The following is a 19966-nucleotide window of genomic DNA, read 5'->3' as shown; positions in this document are numbered from 1 at the left end:
CTACACATATGCCTTAATAAATAGTCGCTTGTCCTAAAACATCGCTAGACGGAGCATCGGGCTCATGAGACCTCGCCACATCGCGGTCGCGGTGATGATCGCCGCGATCTGGGGCGTCAACTTCGTCGCCATCGACGTCGGGCTCGCCTCGCTGCCGCCGCTGCTCTTCGCCGGCCTGCGGTTCGTCGCCGCCGCCTTCCCGGCCGTCCTGTTCGTCCGCCGTCCCGCGATCCCGTGGCGCTGGTTCGCACTCATCGGGCTGCCGCTGGGGGTCGGGCAGTTCGGGCTGCTGTTCATCGGCATGCACCTGGGCATGCCGGCCGGCCTGTCCTCCCTGGTCCTCCAGACGCAGGCGCTGTTCACCGCGCTGTTCGCGGCCGCGATGCTGCGCGAGCGCCCGCGCCGGACGCAGGCCGCCGGCATGGTCGTCGCCTTCGCCGGCATCGCCCTGATCGGCCTGTCGGCCGGCCAGGGCGGCACGCTGCTCGCGTTCGTCCTGTGCCTGGCGGCGGCCGGCATGTGGGGGCTGGCCAACATCGGCCTGCGCACGGCCGGGCCGCCGGACGCGTTCGCGTTCATGGTCTGGGTCAGCCTCGTGCCGCCCCTCCCCCTGCTGGGCCTGTCGCTGATCTTCGAGGGGCCCCGCGCGGACGCGCACGCGCTCGCCCACATCTCCCTCGGCGGTCTGGGCGCGCTCGGCTACATCGCCTACATCTCGACGCTGGTCGGCTTCGGGTTCTGGGGCTGGCTGATGCGCCGGTACGACGCCGGGCAGGTCGCGATGTACTCCCTGCTCGTGCCGCCGTTCGGGATGTCCTCGGCGGCGCTGTTCCTGGGCGAGCGGATCACCGTCGCGGACGCGGTCGCGGCCCTGCTCATCGTCGGCGGCGTGGCCCTCGGCAGCGTCCGGCGCCGCCGCGCCGCCGTCCCGGACGGCGTCCCGCAGCCGGCGGGCGCCCGGTGAACGGCGTTCATGTCCCGCTCGTCACCCCGTTCGCCGAGGACGGGACGGTCGACGTGCCCTCGCTGGAACGGCTCGCACACCACGTTCTCGACCAGGGCGCGGCCGGTCTGGTCGCACTGGGCACGACCGGCGAGGCGCCGATGCTGACCGGCGCCGAGAGCCGTACCGTCATCGAGACCTGCCGCCGGGTCAGCGACGAGTACGGCACACCGCTGACCGTCGGGGCGGGAACGGCCGGCACGGACGACTCCGTACGCCAGGCGAGGGAACGCGCCGAGGTGGCCGACCTGCTCCTCGTGGTCGTGCCCTACTACCTGCGCCCCACCGACGAGGGCGTGGTCGAGCACTTCGCCGCGGTCGGCGCCGCGGCCGGCGTCCCGCTCGTCGTCTACAACGTCCCGTACCGCACCGGGAAGACGCTGCGCGCCGAGTCCCTGCTCGCGCTGCTGGCCGCCGAGTACGTCGCGGGCGTCAAGCACTGCCCCGGGTCCGTCGACGCCGACACACTGGCACTGCTGGCCGGCGGCCGCGACGTGCTGTGCGGAGACGACGCCTTCCTGTACCCGATGCTCGCGCTGGGCGCGGCCGGTGGGATCTCGGCGTCCGGCAACGTCGCCCCGGCCGCGCTCGCCGCGATGGTCTCGGCCGTACGCACCGGGGACGCCGAGCGGGGACGGACGCTGCACCGTTCGTCGCTGCCGCTGGCCCGCGCCCTGTTCGCCGAGCCGTCGCCGAGTGTCATCAAGGCGGTGCTGGCCGAGCAGGGGCTGATCGCCCACCCGGGCGTACGCGCGCCGCTGCGGGCGCCGGCCGCCGACTCGCTCGGCGCGGCGATGGACGCCCTGGCCGCGTTGGACGCAGGATAAGTTCCATGAAGATCGGATTCGGCGCCCCCGTCGCGGGCGCGTGGGCCGGCCCGGACAACCTCGGTTACTTCGCCGGCCGGGCCGAGGAGCTCGGGTATCACGAGTTGTGGTCGTTCCACCGCCTGCTGACGCCGGCGGACAAGGACGCGATGGCACCGGTCTACCGCAGCGTCCTGGATCCGCTGGGCGCGCTGACCTTCGCCGCCGCGCGGTCCTCGCGGATCCGGCTCGGCGTCGCCGTGCTCAACCTGCCGTTCGTCTCGCCGGCCTACCTCGCCAAGCAGGCGGCGACGCTGGACGTGCTGTCCGGCGGACGGCTCGACCTCGGGCTGGGCACCGGCTGGCAACGCGAGGAGTTCACCGCCAGCGGCGCGTCGATCGAACGCCGCGGCGCCCGCGCCGAGGAGTACGTCGCCGCGCTGCACACGCTGTGGACGGACGAGGTCAGCTCCTACGAGGGCGAGTTCTACACGATCTCCCCCAGCCGGATGGCTCCCAAGCCGGTGCAAAAGCCCGGACCGCCGGTGCTCCTGGGCGGCTCCGCCGAACGCGCCCTGAAACGCGCCGGACGCCTGGGCGCGGGCTGGATCAGCCGCAGCGCCACCGACCTGACCAGGATCCACGAGCAGATCGCCGTCGTACGCAACGCCGCGGAGGAGGCGGGCAAGGACCCGGACGGGGTCCGTGTGGCCGTACGCGGTGTCGTACGGGCCGGTGAGGAGCAGCGGGGCGAGAACGGCGAACGCGTCCGCCTGACGGGCTCGTACGAGCAGATCCGCGAGGACGTCGAATGGCTCGGCGAGCAGGGCGTCACCGAACTGTTCTACGACCTCAACTGGGATCCGCTCGTCGGCGACCCGGAGGTGACGGCCGAGTCGGCCACCGCGCGGGCCAAGGAGATCCTCGAAGCCCTCGCCCCCTGAGCCGCGAGTCTCAGTTTTCGTCCATGGCGCTGATCTCGCCGGTCAGGTCCCTGGCCCCGGCGTTGAGCCTGGTGTACAGCTCGACGAACAGCGCGAGCGCCTCTTCGTCGTAGTCGCGTAGCAACTGGTCGACCGAGGCCCGCATGCGGGCGAATATCGGCGCGATGCGATCCGTGTGGTTGCCGGTCGGGCACACGACGACCTTGCGCCGGTCGGCCGGGTCCCGGCGGCGCTCGATGAAGCCGCGCCGCTCCAGGCGGTCGAGCACGGCGGTCACCGCCGAGGTGCTCATCGACGTGAGTTCGGCCAGCCGGCCGGCCGTCAGATTCGGCTCGCCCCTGGCCAGGTCCAGGCACTTGATGTCGGTGGAGTTGAGGCCGAACCGGCCGGCTATGGCCTGGTGAAGCAGCACTCCGCGGGTGGCGTTCTCCCTCATCGCCTCGATGAGCGCGGCCACCAGTTCGTCACGCCGTTCCCTTGACATGGACCCCCAGACGCGTACTATCTCGAAACAACTCTAAAGGCGAGACTTCCAAATTTCGGAATATCCTACTCGTGAGGTGATCGATGAACGACGAGACCACGCCGGTACTGATCGTCGGCGCCGGCCTGGCGGGGCTGTCCACCGCCGTCTTCCTCGGGCTGCACGGTGTCTCCTCGATCGTCGTCGAGCGCCATCCGGGGACGTCGCGTCAGCCGAAGGCGCGCGGCCAGGCGCCCGCCACCATGGAGGCGCTGCGCACCGCCGGGGTCGCGGACGACTTCCTGGCGGCGGCCCCGCCGGGAGAGCCGGGCATGCGCATCGTCATCACCCCCGGCGTGGCCGGACCGGCGCTGCGCGACTTCGCCGACGACCTGCCCGCCTTCGAGTCGCTGTCCGCCGAGCCGTACGGCGGGGTGAGCCAGGAGCGGGCGGAGGCGATTCTGGCCCGTCGCGCCGCCGAACTCGGCGCCGACATCCGGTTCTCCACCCGCATGGAGTCCTTCCACGACGACGGAGACGGCGTCACCGCGGTGGTACGCGGCCCGGACGGCGATGACCGTCAGGTGCGCGCCCGGTACCTCGTCGCGGCCGACGGGCACAAGGGCGGCATCAGGGACACGCTCGGCGTGACGACGCACGGCCGCGTCGCGCCGCGCCCGACCCGCACGCTGTTCGCACAGTTCGAGGCCGACCTCGACCGCTACCGCTCCGGTCACGCGGTGGCCCTCTGGTACGTGCAGAACCCCGATCTGCCCGGCGGCTCGGCCACCGTGGTCTCCACCGACCACCCCGGCCGGTACGTGATCGCCCTCGCCGACGAACAGGACGCGTCCGACGCACGGTGCGTGGAGCTCATCCGTACCGCCGTCGGTGTGAGCGACCTCGCCGTCACCGTCACCGATCGCGCCACCACCGCCAGCGGCTCGCACATCGTCCGCGTCGCCGACTCGTTCGTGGCCGGAAGGGTGCTCCTGGTGGGAGACGCCGCGCATCTCATGCCGCCCACCGGCGGACAGGGCGGGAACCTCGCCGTCATGGACGGGTTCCATCTCGCGTGGAAACTCGCCGCGGTGCTGGGCGGCAGCGCCGGGCCGCGGCTTCTCGACTCACACGACACCGAGCGACGGCCGCTCGCGGACGCCTACGCCGAACAGCAGTACGCGAACATGGCCCAGCGCCACGCGCCCGGACTGCGAGACGAGTCCGTGGCCGAGCTCCTGGACCCGGCCACCCTGCTGTTCGGCTACCAGTGCCCGGCCGGCGCGTTCGTCGCGGAGCCCGCTCCCGCGCCGCTGTTCCGCGACCCGACGGCACCCGGTGCACCGGCGGGCGGGCGTGCCCCGCACGTCCCGCTCCTGCGCTCCGGCACCCGGGTCTCCACCCGCGCGCTGTTCGGCCGCACCTTCGTGCTGCTCAGCGGCGACGAAGGCGAGGCGTGGCAGAAGGCGGGCCGGGCGGCCGCGGAGCGGCTCGGCGTCGGGCTGGACGGCTTCCGCATCGGCCCGGACGCGGATCTCCAGGACCCGGACGGCGCCTGGCTGGACGCCTACGGCCTCACCCCATCGGGCGGGACACTGGTGCGCCCGGACGGCGTCATCGCCTACCGGGGCCGGAACGAAGACGGCGCGGCCGGCCTGGAGGACGCGCTGCGCACGGTGCTGTGCCGGGCAGCCCGGTGACCGAGACAGTCTGAGGCCCCGGGTGGCGGGCCGAGTGTCCCGTCGACGGGAAGTGCGGGTCCATTCCGATCGTCACACCATGCGCTCGTACACACCGTCGCCGGCGAAGTCGTCGAAGTCCATGTTGCCGAGATCGAGGTTCGTGCTGATCTCTACGGCCGCGTCGGGCCGCAGGCGGAACTGCGTGACGAACTCCTCCTCGTCCTCCTCGAAGGGTTCGCCGTCCCACTCGGTCGTCACGGCCAGCAGCGGATGGTCCGTCTCCCGCATGGTGGTGCCGTCGGCGATGAAGATCGCCCCCGGCAGGTCCGGATCGGGCATGGCCGCGCGGACGTCCTGGAGCACCCGTTCGGTGGAGGCTCCGGCGTACCTGGGATCGGAGATCAGATAGGGGTCCACCGGATCGTCCTCGAACCACGGCGTCCGCAGTTCCTCGATCACCCGCTGCCAGGCGTCCTCGTCGGTGAAGTCGGTGCGGATCACCAACGGGTTCATGCCCTCGTACTCCGCGACCGTCAGCGTCGGCTCGGCCGGGCGCGTCGCGGACGGTGACCGCGCCGGTGCCGGCACGCCGCCGAGCAACGTGCCGCCGAGGTCGGCGGCGCTGGGAATCGCCCCGGACGCGCGGAACACCAGCTCGTGGCGGTGCAACTCGTGCACGATGTCGTCCAGCGCGGCGGCGACCTCCGCCACCTTCGTCCCCTTGCGACGGCGTGGGTCGTCGCGCAGTTCGGTCACGAGCCCGCCGTCCCGATGGATGCTGAACGTCCCCCTGAAGCCGCTTCCTCCGGGCGGTCGGTGCAGGGCCACCACCGAGGGCGCCAGCTCCGCCACCGGCAGGGCGGGGTCGTCGCTCACGAGGAGAACGTCCGGCCCCACGGCGATCGCCGCCACCACGGTGCCCTCATCGGGACGTACGGTGTCCCGGTGCCGGGCGAGCCCGCGCCACGTGTTCCGCAGCACCGCGTCCGGCGCGACACCCGTACGCCGGAGCACCTCCTCCGGGTCGCCGTCCCTCACCACCGCGACGCAGTAGCCGCGGCCCTCCCCCACCAGGGCGCCGAACCAGGCGGCCAGGTCGTCATTCGGCGGCATCGCCGGCTCGCGCACCGGGGCCGGGCGCGTCGAGCGACCGGCGGACGCCCACACGACGGCGCCGGTCTCGTCACGGAGCTCCGCCGCGCCGCGTACGACGGTGAGCTCGGCGCCGGGCCCGGCGATCTCTTCCACCACGGCGCCGTCCGGGGTCCGCGAGCGCAGGAACCCGTCGTCGTCGAGCACCAGGATGTTCTCCCGGTCGTAGAACCGGTCCCAGTGCGAGGTCCGTCCCCGCAGGATGAGGCGGGCCACGCGGCCGTCGTGGAACAGCACGGTCGACCTGTCATCGCTGGTCAGCGACTGTCCGTACAGGCTCTCGCCGCGGCGCATCGTCGAGCCGCGGGCCGCCGTCCGGTGGCCGGTCCCCGACGCCGCGGGCACCTGGGGAGTCCCCGAACTCCACACCACGGCACCGTCCGCCCCGGTCAGGGCCAGCTCGCCGGTGTCCCGCATCTCCAGCCGCCGTACGCCCAGCCACCCCGTGCCGGTGCTCCACACCCGGCCGCCGTGGTGGTCCCAGGCCACGAGATCGCCGTCGGGCCCGAGGCACACCATGTTCGAGCCCGGCGAGTCGCTGACCCACACCCGCTCCCGGGTGACGTTGTCCCGTACCGCCAACGACGGTTCGTACACCGAGTGCAGCACCGTGAACCGCCCCGACGGCGAGGTCAGGGACTCCATCGACAGGCTTCCGCCCAGCGGCAGCCACGATCCTCCCGGCCGCCATCCCTCCCACTCGGCCGGCCGGCTCCCGCGGGCCCGGGGCGAGGGGGGAGAGCCGGACGCCGGCGCGTCAACGGGCGGCGGTTCCGGTGGTGCCTGCGCGACACGCGTGCCCTGGTAGGCGACCGGGGCGTGGCCCGCACGCTGGCGGTAGCCGACGAAACCGCCGCTCCCGCCGGCCAGGAGCCGGACGGCCCGGAGTTGCAGGTGCGGGGAGCCGTTGTTGCCGGTGATGTCGAGACGGTAGTGGTCATAGGCGCCCGGGTCGGCGATCCGGTACGCCCTGGGCTGGTGCCGCTCGGCGAACGACTGACCGGAGCGGACATCGAGCGTTCGCCACGTCCGCCCGTCCGCTGAGCCGCGCAGGGTCCACGCCGCCGGGTCGCGATCAGGCGCGTCATTGGCGGAGGTGAGGACGTATCGGTCCACCGCGACCGGCCGGGTCAGCCGGAACTCCAGTGACGCACGGCTGTGCGGTGCGAACCACTTGCGGGCCGAGGCGTCCACGAGGTTCGCGGCCACCTCGCCCGCGTCGCGATGTTCGGCACTGGCCCACACGGCGCTCACCAGGTCACCGACGTCCGCGTTGCCGGACGGGCCCACCGAACGCAGCGCGACCGAACAGGCGTCGCCCGATCGCTCCTGCCAGGCCGCCCACCGCACGGGCGCCTCGCCGCCGTCGTCGATCAGCAGCCGCAGCCGCCCCGCCGGGCGGCGGCCCTCGGCCTCCTCGGCCTCTGTGTCGAACTCCTGCCCACCGGCTCCGTCCGGGTACTCCCGCCGGTGGTCGAGTTCGCCCCGCATCTCCACCACATCGCCGCCGGTCGTACGGCGATGGCCGTAACAGCTCGCCATGTCCGGCGAGAAGCCCAGCGAGGACTGCGCGCCGTCCTCGGTCATCCAGGACAGCTGTGCCGGCACCGCGTTCCCACCGTCGCTCACCCGCACCAGCAGCCGCGAGGCCGGAAGCCACTCCGCGGAGCCCCACGCCCGCCGCCACATGCGAAACGCGAACACCGGCGCCCCATCGGGCACCACCGTCGACTCCGTCATCTCCCCGCGCCCCTGTCCGTCTCCATCGGCCACTGAAACCCCTATAGGGGCCTACGGCTACGGCCGGGGATGGTTCATCCGGCAACGGAACAGGCCTCGCTTGACGCGGGTGAGGGCCTGCCGGGCGCGGCGGGACGGCCTTCAGGCCTCCGCGGCGGCCCTCGCCGCGTGGGGCAGCGCCTCGGCGATGCGTTCGAGCGCCGCGTCGTCGTGCGCGGCCGACAGGAACCACGCCTCGTAGGACGACGGGGGCAGGTGGACGCCGTGTTCCAGCGCGGTGTGGAAGAACGCCGCGTACCGCTTGGTGTCCTGGCGCTGGGCGGCGGCGAAGTCGCGCACCTCGCCGTCGGCGAAGAAGATCGAGAACAGGTTGCCCGCGGTCTGGAGCCGGTGCGGCACGCCCTCCTTGGCCAGTGCGGCGGTCGCGAGGCCGGCCACCGTCTCCGCCGCGTGGTCGACCCGGGCGTACACCTCGTCGGTCGCGCCCCGCAGCGTGGCCAGGCCGGCCGCCGTGGCCAGCGGGTTACCCGACAGTGTGCCGGCCTGGTAGACCGGGCCGGCCGGGGCCAGCTTCGCCATGATGTCGGCCCGGCCGCCGAACGCCGCCGCGGGCAGCCCGCCGCCCATGACCTTTCCGAACGTCACCAGGTCGCCGGCCACGCCGTCGATGCCGTACCAGCCCGACCGCGACACGCGGAAGCCGGTCAGCACCTCGTCCATGATCAGCAGCGCCCCGTACTGCGTGCACAGAGCCTTCAGCCGCAGGTTGAAGTCGTCGCGCGGCGGCACGATGCCCATGTTCGCCGGGCACGCCTCGGTGATGACGCAGGCGATCTCGTCGCCGTTCGCGGCGAAGGCCTCCTCGACCGCGGACAGGTCGTTGTAGCCGAGCACGATGGTGTCCGCGGTCGCCGCGCCGGTGACGCCCGGCGAGTCGGGCAGGCCGAACGTCGCCACGCCCGAACCGGCCGACGCCAGCAGGCCGTCGGCGTGGCCGTGGTAGCAGCCGGAGAACTTCACGATCTTGGATCGGCCGGTGAAGCCGCGCGCCAGCCGGATCGCCGACATGGTGGCCTCGGTGCCGGAGTTGACGAGCCGGACCTGCTCGACCGGCGCCCGCGCGACGATCTCCTCGGCCAGCTCGACCTCGCCCTGGGTGGGCGCGCCGTACGACGTGCCGAGCGCGGCGGCGCGCTGGACGGCCTCCACCACGGCCGGATGGGCGTGACCGAGGATCATCGGCCCCCACGAGCAGATCAGGTCGACGTACTCGTTGCCGTCGGCGTCGGTGAGGTACGGCCCGCGAGCGGACGCGATGAAACGCGGCGTGCCGCCGACGGCGCCGAAGGCGCGCACCGGCGAGTTGACGCCGCCCGGCACGACCGCCCCCGCTCGCGCGAACAGATCCTGCGATATCCGATCCGAAGTCACGCCATCGAGTCTCCCAGACCAGAACCCGCCCGACGACGGGACCCACCCCCGCCCACGGTGTCACTCGCAGACGTCGGCGAGGATCTCCAGAACGCGGAGAGGGTCGGGCAGGGCGGCGTTCTCCGGGAAGGCGACCCAGCTCACCTCGCGGCCGAACGGCAGCGCCGACGGCGGCGCCACGACGTAGCTGTCACGGCAGTGCCAGCGCATGCCCGGGGTCTCCTCGACGCTCTCCGGCACCGTGTCCAGGTGGCAGGACCACCACTCGTCCTCGTCCTCCGGTGCTCCCCTCGTCGCGACGAAGAACAGATAGCGCTCGTCGCCCATCGCGGCGACCGGGCCGATCGGTACCTCGTCGCGCTCCATCCGGGCCAGCGCCAGCCGCCCGGCCTCCGCCGGCACGTCGAAGACGTCGAAGACCCGGCCGGTCGGCAGGATGATGTTCGCCTCGGGCGTGGTGTTCCACCACTGGCCGACGCGGTCGGCGTCGACCGTGGCCTGCAACTTCCATACCTGCGACGACGGATGAGCGCCCGGCGACGGGCAGCCGATCCGGTCGCACGAGCAGGCGCGCGTCCCGTCGGTGGCCGGATGCGCGCCGGGACAACAGGGCCAGCCGAGGGCCGCGTACTGCTGAGCTGCGGCCCCCATATGCACTTTTTGCCGCTTCGCCGACTGTTTGCCGGAATGCCTGCCACCAGACCGCGCGACGGACTTCTTGACGGATGTGTCCAACATCGCTCCCCCTCCACCCTCTTACCTTCGATGATGACGTGGCGGTGTACGAGCGGTTGCGACAACCCCGGGATAGCCGCGAACACGTGACCTGAGCACGGTGGCCGGGCACGCCTCATAGCCGCTTGAGAGCGGCGTGATAGAGCCGTGCGGAACGATGCAAGGACGCTCTGGGTTCGGGTCGTCACGGAGGCCGACCCGGCCTCTCAGCGACCCTCGACCCAGTGATGCGACGTACGCCCGGCGACCGTCAACGCCAGGCGTCCGTCAACGCCCGGCGAGCGACCGGCCGAACTCGGTGGCCCAGTAGGTCAGGATGATGTCCGCGCCGGCGCGGCGGATCGAGGTCAGCGTCTCCTCGATGATGCGCCCGCGGTCCACCCAGCCCTGGGCGGCGGCCGCCTCGACCATGGCGTACTCGCCGCTGACCTGGTACGCCGCGACCGGAACGCGGACCGAGTCGCGGACCCGGCGGATGATGTCGAGGTAGGTCAGCGCGGGCTTGACCATGACCATGTCGGCGCCCTCGTCGAGATCGAGCATCACCTCGCGCAGGGCCTCCTCGGCGTTGGCCGGGTCCTGCTGGTACGCCGCGCGGTCGCCGAACTGGGGCGCGCACTCGGCCGCCTCGCGGAACGGCCCGTAGAAGGCCGAGGCGTACTTCGCGGCGTAGGCCATGATCGACACACCGGAGTAGCCGGCCTTGTCCAGGGCGGAGCGAATCGCCCCGACCTGCCCGTCCATCATGCCGCTCGGCGCGACGACCTCCGCGCCCGCGGCGGCCTGCGCCGCGGCGATCGAGGCGTAGCGCTCCAGCGTCGCGTCGTTGTCCACCTCGCCGGAGGAGGTGAGGATGCCGCAGTGCCCGTGGTCGGTGTACTCGTCGAGGCACAGGTCGGCCATGATCACCGTCGCGTCGCCGACCTCCGACGACAGGTCGCGCAGGGCCTTCTGCACGATGCCCGCCGGGTCGTCCGCGCCCGAGCCCCGGCCGTCCTTGACCGCCGGGATGCCGAAGAGGATCAGCCCGCCGACGCCGGCCTCCACCGCCTCGTGGGCGGCCTTGCGCAGGGTGTCGCGCGTGTGCTGCACCACGCCCGGCATGGAGCCGATCGGCTGCGGCTCGGCGATGCCCTCCTTGACGAACAGCGGCAGCACGAGGTCGCTGGGCCGTACCTGGGCCTCGGCGACCAGCCGGCGCATCGCGGGGGTTCGGCGAAGCCGCCGGGGACGTACGACGGGGAACTGCGCGGACACTGCGACCTTCTCTCGAGCGGCTACTTTCGGCGACGCGCTCCGCGCCGCATCTCACTGGGCTTGCGCAGCGGGTCGCCGGCCTCGACCTGGGCGGCCCGGCGCTTGGCACCGTACTCCGCCAGAGCCTCGGCGAGGGCACTGGCCGACGGTTTGTCCGCGGTCACGTCGACGCGCAGGCCGTACTCCTCGGCCGTCTTGGCCGTCTGCGGGCCGATCACGGCGATGACGGTCACGTTGTGCGGCTTGCCGGCGATGCCGATGAGGTTGCGGACCGTCGAGGAGGAGGTGAACAGCACGGCGTCGAACCCGCCGCCCTTGATCGACTCACGGATCGGCTGCGGCGGCGGCGCGGCGCGCACGGTGCGGTAGGCCGTGACGTCGTCGCACTCCCAGCCCAGCTCGGTCAGCCCGGCGACGAGCGTCTCGGTCGCGATGTCGGCGCGCGGCAGCAGCACCCGGTTGATCGGGTCCAGGTCCTTGTCGTACGGCGGCCAGACCTCCAAGAGCCCCTCGGAGGACTGCTGGCCGCTCGGCATCAGGTCGGGCCGTACGCCGAACTCCACCAGCGAGGCGGCGGTCTGCTCGCCGACCGCCGCGACCTTCAGACCGGCGAAGGCACGGGCGTCCAGGCCGTACTGCTCGAACCGCTCGCGCACGGCGCGCACGGCGTTGGCCGAGGTGAACACGACCCACTCGTAACGCCCGGTGACGAGACCCTTGACGGCACGTTCCATCTGTTGCGGAGTGCGAGGGGGCTCGACGGAGATCGTCGGCACCTCCTCGGGCACCGCGCCGTACGAGCGGAGCTGTTCCGACAGCGAGGCGGCCTGCTCTTTGGTGCGGGGCACGAGCACGCGCCAGCCGAACAGCGGCTTGGTCTCGAACCAGGACAGCTTCTCCCGCCAGCCGACGACGTCGCCGACGACGATCAGGGCGGGCGCGTCGAGGTTCTTGGCGGCGGAGGCCACGCGAGCGAGCGTGGAGGCCACGGTGTACTGCTCGGTCGTGGTGCCCATGGAGGTGACCGTGACCGGCGTGGTGTCGGGCCGGCCGGCGGCGATCAGGCCCTTGGCCACCTCGCCGATGGTGTTCTCCGCGCCGAGGATGACCAAGGTCGAGGCGCTGGAGTAGGCGCTCCAGTCGACGCCGCCCTCCTGCGCGTCGACCACGGTGACGTCGCGGTGCTTGCCGTCGGTCAGCGGGATGCCGGTGTAGGCGGGCACCCCGGTGATCGCCGAGATGCCGGGGACGATCTCGAACGGGACGTTCGCCTTGATGCAGGCCCTGGCCTCATCGGCCATCACCGACGCGACGCCCGGGTCGCCGAGGAAGACCCGCGCCACCAGGCCGGCCGAGCGGGCCAGAGTGACCGGGTTGACCGCGCCGGGCTCGACGATCTCGGCGGCCGGGTTGAAGTGCTCGCGGAACCGCGAGGCCGTGGCCTCGTGCACCACGATGACGTCGGCCGCGCCGAGCAATCGCATGGCCCGCAGCGTTAGCAGCTCCGGGTCTCCCGGGCCGACACCGACAAAAGCCACCATGCCCGGCTGCCCGGCCGGCTTCTTGCCGGTACGGGACGCGCCGCTCACGGCGGCCGGGCTCTTGCTCGCGGGGCTCAAGATGTGCGCTCCCCCATCAACTGGTCGGCCCCCTTGGCGATCATCCGGGCCGCGAGGTCGCGTCCCAGCCGCTCGGCCAGGTCAGGGTGGCCGCTTACCGACAATCGGACCTGTCGTTCACCGTCGTACCCGGCCACGACTCCGATCAGATGCAGTGTTCGTTCTTCCAGAGCAGCGTATGCGCCCACCGGGGCGGAACAGCCCGCCTCGAGCTCGGCGAGCAGGGCGCGCTCGGCGGTGACCGCCGTACGGCTCGCGTGGTCGTCGAGGGCCGCGAGGATCTGAAGAAGATCGGCGCGGTCGGCCCGGCACTCGACCGCCAGGGCGCCCTGGCCGGGCGCCGGCAGCATCTGTTCCGGGTCGAAGATCTCCGACACCGCGTCCAGCCGGTCGATCCTCGTCAGCCCGGAGTAGGCGAGCACGATCGCGTCGAACTCGCCGGAGGTCACCTTGCGCAGGCGTGTGTCGGCGTTGCCGCGGATCGGGACGACCTCCAGGTCGTGCCGCAGCGCGCGCAGCTGCGCCATCCGGCGCGGCGATCCGGTGCCGATCCGCGCGCCGCGCGGCAGGTCGGCCAGTTTCGCGTCCCCGCACAGGGCGTCGCGCGGGTCGTCACGAGCCGGTACGGCCGCCAGGGCGATGCCCTCGGCGGGCGCCGTCGGCAGGTCCTTCAGCGAGTGGACGGCGAAGTCGATCTCGCCGTCGAGCACCTTCTGGCGCAGCGCGTTGACGAACACGCCCGTGCCGCCGATCTGCGCCAGGTTGGCCTTGGAGACGTCGCCCTCCGTCGTGACGCCCACGAGCTCGACCTCGTGGCCGGTGCGCTCGGTCAGGGCGTCGGCGACCAGACCCGACTGCGTCATCGCCATCAGGCTGCGGCGCGTCCCCAAAGTGAATCTCACAGAACGTCCTCCGCCCGGATCACGGCCTCCGGAGCCTTGGGATCGAGATCGAACAGCTCGCGCAGGGCCTCGGTGTAGGTGTCGCCGCCGGGCGAGGCGGCGAGCTCCTTGACGCGTACGGTCGGCGCGTGCAGCAGCTTGTCGACGACGCGGCGCACGGTCTGGGCGATCTCCTCGCGCGCCTTGTCGTCCAGGCCCGGCAGGCGCCCGCCCAGCCGACCCAGCTCGGCGTCGACCACCTCGGCCGCCTTGCTGCGCAGCGCCACCACGGTCGGCGCGACGGTCGCCGCGACCAGGCCGAGCTGGAACGCCTGGACCTCCTCGCAGACGATCCGGCGTACGGCCTCGATGTCGCCCGCGGCCGGGGCGTCGTCGGCGTCCCGCAGGCCGTCCAGGGCGACCAGGGTGACGCCCGGCAGGTCGCGTACGGCCGGGTCCACGTCGTGCGGCAGCGCCAGGTCCAGCAGGAACGCCGGTCCGTCGACCATGTCCGGCGTGATCACCAGACCGGTGGCACCCGTGCAGGAGACGATGATGTCGGCCTCGGACATCGCCTGCCGCAGGTCCGCCAGCTCGATCGCCCGCGCCGGCACCTCGGCCGAACGCGCCAGGTGCGCGCCGCGCTCGTAGGTGCGGTTGGCGATGACGATCTCGCCGATGCCCCCGCGGGCGAGGGTGGCGACCGCCAGGCCGCTCATCGACCCGGCGCCCACGACCAGCGCCCGCCGGCCCTCCAGCGAACCGGCCCGGCCGAGCCCCACGCTGACCAGGGAGGCGCCGGCCCGGTCGATGCCGGTCTCGTTGCGCGCCCGCTTGCCGACCCGCAGCGCCTGCTGCACGAGCTCGTTGAGGGCCCGGTCGACGGTGTCGTTCGCCTGGGCGGCCTTGAGCGCGGTGCGCAGCTGGCCGAGGATCTGGCCCTCGCCGACGACCATCGAGTCCAGCCCGCAGGCCACGGAGAAGATGTGCTGGACCGCGCGTTCTTCGTAGTGGACGTAAAGGTGCTTGGACAGCTCGTCCAGCGGCACGTCGGAATGGCGCGAGAGCAGTTCGGAGATCGAGGAGACACCGGCGTGGAACTTCTCGACGTCGGCGTAGACCTCGATCCGGTTGCACGTCGAGACGACGACGACACCGTCCACGTTCGCGGCCTGGTGCACGTCGTGCAGGAGCTTGTCCAGCCGGTCGCCGCTGACGGCGGTCCGCTCCAGCAGCGTGACGGGGGCGCTGCGGTGGCTCAGCCCGACGACGAGGACACTGCTCATGAATCCTCCTTCGTCAGAGCGTCCTGAGGCGCGTGTTCACCGATTCGCTCGCTCACGCGACCACCCCGGCCGGTCCGGTCCGCCTCGGCGGGCCGTGCTTTCGCGGCTGTTGACGTGCTGGTACGGCTCATTGGCCCTCTACCGCCTCGAGATACTCCTCTTCCACGCCGCTCGGGCCACCGGCCTTGCGCTGCTCGTGGAACGCGAGGATCTGTAGCTCAATCGACAGGTCGACCTTACGCACATCGACACCGTCGGGTACAGAAAGAACGACAGGGGCGAAATTGAGGATGCTCGTCACCCCCGACGTCACCACTCTGTCGCAGACCGGCTGCGCCGCGGCCGCGGGAACGGCCAGGACGGCGATCGATATCCCGTTGTCCTTGATGACCGTCTCAAGATCGTCGATGTGCTCGACGGTCAGGCCGGCGATCACCTCCCCGACGATCCCCGGCTCGGCGTCCAGCAGCGCCGCCATGCGGAACCCGCGCGAGGCGAACCCGCCGTACCCGGCCAGCGCGCGACCAAGGTTACCGATACCGACGATGGCGACCGCCCAGTCCTGGGTCAGGCCGAGCTCGCGGGAGATCTGGTAGACGAGGTACTCCACCTCGTATCCGACGCCTCGGGTGCCGTAGGAACCCAGGTGGGACAGGTCCTTGCGGAGCTTGGCGGAGTTGACGCCGGCTGCGGCGGCCAGCTCTTCGGAGGAGACGGTGGCAACACCGCGTTCGGCCAGGACGTGCAGCGCGCGCAGGTAGACCGGAAGCCGGGCCACGGTCGCTTCTGGGATGCCGCGGTTCCGTTCACCGAGGGTGGATCGACGGGTCACAGGCCTGCTTTTCCGGGGTTCGACACGCGGCCGGTCCCGTATGGTGCCTGGGCCACACGGCGAACGAACCGCCTGGACTCCCACCAGATTAAGCCCTTGTGAACACGCGCACAAAGTCGGGAGCCGAACATACGTGCGCCAGAGAGGTCCGGACCCGCCCGGATTGCCCAGCTCACGGGCGTCTCGCGGCGAACCCCGGCACCTTCCGAGTCACACCCGCCTCGCGTGGCTGTGTGACCTAACAGACATCGGGAGCCGTGGACACCGGGCCGCCGGACCTGCCTCAGAAGTCGATTCGAGTCCCGGAGACCTCTTCGTTTCACTCACGTCGGCAGCGGGCGGGGGCCGATTCCCACCGGACCGGCACCGCGCACCGGCAGACCGCATCCGGCCAAGACGGCCGCCTCGCGCTCAGGCCGTGAGGGCCGCGCGCAGACGACGCTCGTCGACCCGCCAGAAGTCGTGCTGGACGCCGTCGACGAACGTCACCGGGATCTGGTCCCAGTAGAGACGCGTGTCCTCCTCCGACGCGGTGATGTCGCGTTCTTCCCAGGTCACGCCGAGTTCGCCGGCGACCTTCACGATCACCTCGCGGGCGTCGTCGCACAGGTGGCAGCCGGGCTTGCCGAGCAGGAGGATGCGCGCGTCATCGGCCATGGGGCCAGCGTACGGGCCGCGAGGGGCCGCCCGGTCCCCCACCGCCGCCGTTCCTCCCACCGGGACCGCCGCGCCCACCGCGCCCACCGGGACCGCCTGGTCCGCCGGGCCCGCCGGGCCCGCCACGGCCACCGGGCGCGCCCTGCCCACCGGCTCCGCCCTGCCCACCACCCGGGCCACCCGGGCCGCCGCGTCCGCCCGGGCCGCCGCGCCCGCCCGGACCGCCGCGTCCACTCGGGCCGCCGCGTCCGCCGGGCGTCTCCGGCCCGCCGGGCCCGCCGGGCATCTCCGGTCCGCCAGGCCTGCCAGCCCCCCCGCCGGGTCCGGCGGGGCCGGCGGGCCCCACCGCTCCGGCGAGAGCGGCGAGGCTGCCCGCGCTGACGGTCAGTTCGAGGACGTTGGTGCCGCTGACATGCGCCCGCGCCTCGCGGGCGAACCGCTGGACGTGTGGCTGGCGGGTGTGCGTCTCGACCGCGTTCGCGTCGCGGAAGAGCTGGTAGAACAGTCGCTGGTTCGGCGAGTTGTCCACGGTGTGGCAGGCGTAGACGAGGGTGCCCGGCTCGGCCTGGCGTACGGCGTGGGCGACCTCGGCCGCGAGCCGGTCGAAGGCGTCGGCGTGCCCTTCGACGATCGTATAGATCATGATCCGGCCGTACTGGCCCATGACAGGCGGGCCCTGGGGCGCACGGCCCGGCGCCGCGGCCGGCGGGGCGAAGGACGGCTGCCCCTCGCGCCGGGGCCGGGCGTACCCGCCCGTGTCATACCCGCCGGTGTCGTATCCGCCTCTGTCGTATCCGCCCGTGTCATAACCACCGGTGTCATAGCCGCCCGTGTCATAGCCACCGGTGTCGTACCCGCCGGTGTCATAGCCCTCCGCGTCGTAACCGCCCGTGTCGTAACCGCCCTGCTGGCGCCGCCTGCCGCGGCGCCGCCCGTTGTTGTACTGCCCGTCGTCGTAGGGCTGCTGGTGGCGCGACATTTCCTCGTACGGCTCCGGTTCTTCATCGTCGGGGGCGGATGGGCCGCCCGGCGCGAGCCGGGAGGCGCCGAACCACACAAGGGCGGCGGACCCGCCGAGCGCCAGGGGCGCCAGCGGTCCGGGCAGGTAACCACGCATCGCGGCGACCGTGAGCACCCCGGCGAGCGCGACCATGGCGAGGGTCGGCATGGTCTCGGCCGCCTGCCGGTCACGCCTGTTGCCGCGCACCGCGGTGACCGCGACGCACGAGACCAGGGAGACGACGGCGAAGAGGTGTGCTCCGTCGAGCACCAGGCCGGGCAGCGATGAGTAGTGGCCGGACACCTTCGGCAGGCTCTTGCCGAAGGTGCCGACGATCGGGTCGAGCAGGATGATGACGACGGCGACGATCACGTACGACGCCGCGATGAGCCGCGCGGCGAACCGCGCCTGTACCGTCCGCGCGATCAGTTCGACGACGCCCAGCGCCAGGGTCAGCGGCGCGATCAGCGACCCGAACAGCTCGGTGCACCGCAGCAGCGCCGGCCCGAAGCCCGCCGCGTAGCCGACGGTCATCGAGGCGAGCGCGATCCCGAGGGCCAGGAGGGTGCCGCACCACGCGAGCAGGTACATACGCCGGTCTGGCAGGGTGCGCGTAACCAGCAACCCGGCGCCTCCGAGGGCCGCGAGGGTCGCCACAAGCGCCAGAGCGACGTTGACCATCGCCCCCAATGGTGCCCGATCACGCGCCTGGACGGGTAACGAAGAGCCACTGCATATGTGCAAAGAGCGGATAAAGGCGACTGTTTACTCGAGCATCACCATTGCCAGCTTACTCACCAGTATCTAGCATGTTCCGACACGCCCCGTGGTCGCGTCGTTCCCGAGGAGGACTGCATGCGCAGCCTTACCCTCGACCCCCCTGTCCACGCGGGCCCCACCACCGGCGACCCGCAGCCGTCCGAGGCCGCCCACAACGAGATGCGCGACCTCGTCCTCCGCGCCCGCGCCGGCGATCCCGAGGCCTTCGGCGTGCTCTACGACCGGTACGCCGACGTGGTCTACCGCTTCGTCTACTACCGCGTGGGCACGCACGCCCTCGCCGAGGACCTGACGAGCGAGACGTTCCTGCGCGCGCTCCGGCGCATCAGCCTGTTCACCTGGCAGGGCAAGGACTTCGGCGCGTGGCTCGTGACGATCGCCCGCAACCTCGTGCTCGACCACTTCAAGTCGGGCCGCCACCGCCTCGAGGTCTGCACGGCCGACCCCCTGGAGCCCGACCGCTGGGAGGAGGGCCCCGAACGCGCGGTGCTCGACTCCTTCACCCACCGGGCGCTGTTCTCGGCCGTACGGGAACTGGGCAACGAGCAGCGCGAATGCGTGGTGCTGCGCTTCCTGCACGGCCTGTCGGTCGCCGAGACCGCCGAGATCATGGGCAAGAACACCGGTGCGATCAAGGCGTTGCAGTACCGCGCGACGCGGTCGCTGGCCCGTCTCTTTCCCGCCGATATCCGGTGAGATGGAGCTGAGGTCGGGGACCTCCAGCCATGTTCACGTACGGTGATGATTGGCGACGCGCCGCGCACGGGGTTGCCTGATCACCGCCGAAGGCCGCTGGTTAGTCTCGTCTCCATGCGTCGACTGTGGCCATGGAGCGATGACGACGAAGTAGCCGACGAACTCGCGGGCGAGGCCGCGGCGGCGGCCGCGTCGTCCGACACCGAGCCGGTCGTACCGGACCCGAACGCCGCCGCGTTCTTCGACGTCGACAACACCCTGATCCGGGGCGCGTCGATCTACCACTTCGCCCGGGGGCTGGCCGCGCGGAAGCTGTTCACCTTCCGCGACCTGGCGATGTTCGCGCTCGGCCAGGTCTCCTTCCGCGTACGCGGCGCGGAGAACGCCGAGCACATCTCCACGGCGCGCGAGGCGGCCCTGGCGTTCGTCGCCGGCCGGAGCGTGGACGAACTCGTCAGCCTCTGCGAGGAGATCTACGACGACAAGATGGCCGACCGCATCTGGCACGGCACGCGGTCGCTCGCGCTCAAGCACCTCGACGCGGGCCAGCAGGTGTGGCTGGTCACCGCCACCCCGGTCGAGCTGGCCCGCATCATCTCCCACCGCCTGGGCCTGACGGGCGCGCTCGGCACGGTCGCCGAGACCGAGAACGGCGTCTACACCGGCCGCCTGGTCGGCCATCTGCTGCACGGCCCGGCCAAGGCGGGCGCCGTACGCGCGCTGGCCCGCAAGGAGGGCCTGGACCTGTCCCGCTGCTCGGCGTACAGCGACTCCTACAACGACCTGCCGATGCTCACGACGGTCGGCCACCCCCACGCGGTCAACCCGGACGGCGACCTGCGCGACCACGCGCGCGAACACGGCTGGCCGATCCACGACTTCCGCACCGGCCGCAAGGTCACCATGGTCGCCCTGCCGGCCGCGGCCGGCACCGGCGCGCTGGTCGGCGGCGTCGCCGCCGGCGTAGCCCTCCGCCGCCACCACCGCGGTCGCTGAGCCTAG

At 72.2% G+C, this 19966-nt stretch carries 17 protein-coding genes; 6 read left to right on the top strand and 11 right to left on the bottom strand.

Features of this window, described 5'->3' with window-relative positions; translation table 11 throughout:
• Positions 1-64 precede the first annotated feature (64 nt).
• Genes ABEA10_RS37525 through ABEA10_RS37515 form a run of 3 tightly spaced genes read left to right on the top strand, consistent with a single transcriptional unit; the run spans position 65 to position 2753 of the window.
• On the top strand, positions 65-964 hold the full coding sequence (locus ABEA10_RS37525) for an EamA family transporter (protein ID WP_345472228.1): 900 nt from the start codon (positions 65-67) through the stop codon (positions 962-964).
• Positions 961-1830 carry a 4-hydroxy-tetrahydrodipicolinate synthase gene (gene dapA, locus ABEA10_RS37520; protein ID WP_345472226.1) on the top strand — a complete coding sequence of 290 codons (870 nt, stop codon included), beginning with the start codon at positions 961-963 and terminating at the stop codon, positions 1828-1830. The genes ABEA10_RS37525 and dapA overlap by 4 nt, the downstream gene beginning before the upstream one ends.
• A 5-nt stretch (positions 1831-1835) precedes the next feature.
• The gene (locus tag ABEA10_RS37515; RefSeq protein ID WP_345472224.1) at positions 1836-2753 is read left to right on the top strand and encodes a TIGR03619 family F420-dependent LLM class oxidoreductase; all 918 of its coding nucleotides are present in this window, start codon (positions 1836-1838) and stop codon (positions 2751-2753) included.
• A gap of 10 nt (positions 2754-2763) precedes the next feature.
• Here the strand turns inward: ABEA10_RS37515 and ABEA10_RS37510 are convergent, their stop codons facing one another.
• Positions 2764-3237, bottom strand: coding sequence for a MarR family winged helix-turn-helix transcriptional regulator (locus ABEA10_RS37510; RefSeq protein ID WP_345472222.1), 474 nt, complete (start codon positions 3235-3237; stop codon positions 2764-2766).
• Between the two features lie 83 nt (positions 3238-3320).
• On the opposite strand from ABEA10_RS37510, the gene ABEA10_RS37505 reads away from it, so the two are divergent.
• The gene (locus ABEA10_RS37505; protein WP_345472220.1) at positions 3321-4916 is read left to right on the top strand and encodes an FAD-dependent monooxygenase; all 1596 of its coding nucleotides are present in this window, start codon (positions 3321-3323) and stop codon (positions 4914-4916) included.
• Between the two features lie 72 nt (positions 4917-4988).
• Here the strand turns inward: ABEA10_RS37505 and ABEA10_RS37500 are convergent, their stop codons facing one another.
• The 10 genes from ABEA10_RS37500 to ABEA10_RS37455 form a co-directional block, all read right to left on the bottom strand.
• Positions 4989-7790, bottom strand: coding sequence for a DUF6924 domain-containing protein (locus ABEA10_RS37500; protein WP_345472218.1), 2802 nt, complete (start codon positions 7788-7790; stop codon positions 4989-4991).
• Between the two features lie 141 nt (positions 7791-7931).
• Positions 7932-9221 carry a glutamate-1-semialdehyde 2,1-aminomutase gene (gene hemL, locus ABEA10_RS37495; RefSeq protein WP_345472216.1) on the bottom strand — a complete coding sequence of 430 codons (1290 nt, stop codon included), beginning with the start codon at positions 9219-9221 and terminating at the stop codon, positions 7932-7934.
• 60 nt (positions 9222-9281) lie between these two features.
• Positions 9282-9872, bottom strand: coding sequence for a bifunctional DNA primase/polymerase (locus ABEA10_RS37490; RefSeq protein ID WP_345472214.1), 591 nt, complete (start codon positions 9870-9872; stop codon positions 9282-9284).
• A gap of 351 nt (positions 9873-10223) precedes the next feature.
• Positions 10224-11213 (bottom strand): porphobilinogen synthase, encoded by a 990-nt coding sequence (gene hemB / locus ABEA10_RS37485; protein WP_345472212.1) that lies wholly within the window; start codon positions 11211-11213, stop codon positions 10224-10226.
• Positions 11214-11233: 20 nt separating this feature from the next.
• Complete coding sequence (locus ABEA10_RS37480; protein WP_345472830.1) at positions 11234-12754, bottom strand: bifunctional uroporphyrinogen-III C-methyltransferase/uroporphyrinogen-III synthase; 1521 nt, start codon at positions 12752-12754, stop codon at positions 11234-11236.
• Positions 12755-12828: 74 nt separating this feature from the next.
• Positions 12829-13701: a hydroxymethylbilane synthase gene (gene hemC, locus ABEA10_RS37475; protein WP_345472828.1), complete on the bottom strand. Its 873-nt coding sequence runs from the start codon at positions 13699-13701 to the stop codon at positions 12829-12831.
• 29 nt (positions 13702-13730) lie between these two features.
• Positions 13731-14999 (bottom strand): glutamyl-tRNA reductase, encoded by a 1269-nt coding sequence (locus ABEA10_RS37470; protein WP_345472210.1) that lies wholly within the window; start codon positions 14997-14999, stop codon positions 13731-13733.
• Positions 15000-15126: 127 nt separating this feature from the next.
• Entirely contained in the window at positions 15127-15831 is a 705-nt protein-coding gene (locus ABEA10_RS37465; protein ID WP_425551013.1) for a redox-sensing transcriptional repressor Rex, read from the bottom strand.
• Positions 15832-16242: 411 nt separating this feature from the next.
• Positions 16243-16488: a glutaredoxin family protein gene (locus tag ABEA10_RS37460; protein WP_345472208.1), complete on the bottom strand. Its 246-nt coding sequence runs from the start codon at positions 16486-16488 to the stop codon at positions 16243-16245.
• On the bottom strand, positions 16478-18169 hold the full coding sequence (locus tag ABEA10_RS37455) for a putative quinol monooxygenase (protein WP_345472206.1): 1692 nt from the start codon (positions 18167-18169) through the stop codon (positions 16478-16480). The genes ABEA10_RS37460 and ABEA10_RS37455 overlap by 11 nt, the downstream gene beginning before the upstream one ends.
• Before the next feature lie 174 nt (positions 18170-18343).
• On the opposite strand from ABEA10_RS37455, the gene ABEA10_RS37450 reads away from it, so the two are divergent.
• Positions 18344-18964, top strand: coding sequence for a sigma-70 family RNA polymerase sigma factor (locus tag ABEA10_RS37450; RefSeq protein ID WP_345472204.1), 621 nt, complete (start codon positions 18344-18346; stop codon positions 18962-18964).
• A gap of 114 nt (positions 18965-19078) precedes the next feature.
• The gene (locus ABEA10_RS37445; RefSeq protein ID WP_329245401.1) at positions 19079-19960 is read left to right on the top strand and encodes an HAD family hydrolase; all 882 of its coding nucleotides are present in this window, start codon (positions 19079-19081) and stop codon (positions 19958-19960) included.
• The last annotated feature ends 6 nt before the right edge of the window (positions 19961-19966 follow it).

This window comes from Actinoallomurus oryzae (assembly GCF_039541955.1).
Lineage (GTDB): Bacteria > Actinomycetota > Actinomycetes > Streptosporangiales > Streptosporangiaceae > Actinoallomurus > Actinoallomurus oryzae.
The sequence above is the reverse complement of the archived record's forward strand: the minus strand, read 5'-3'. Positions and strand labels throughout refer to the sequence as shown.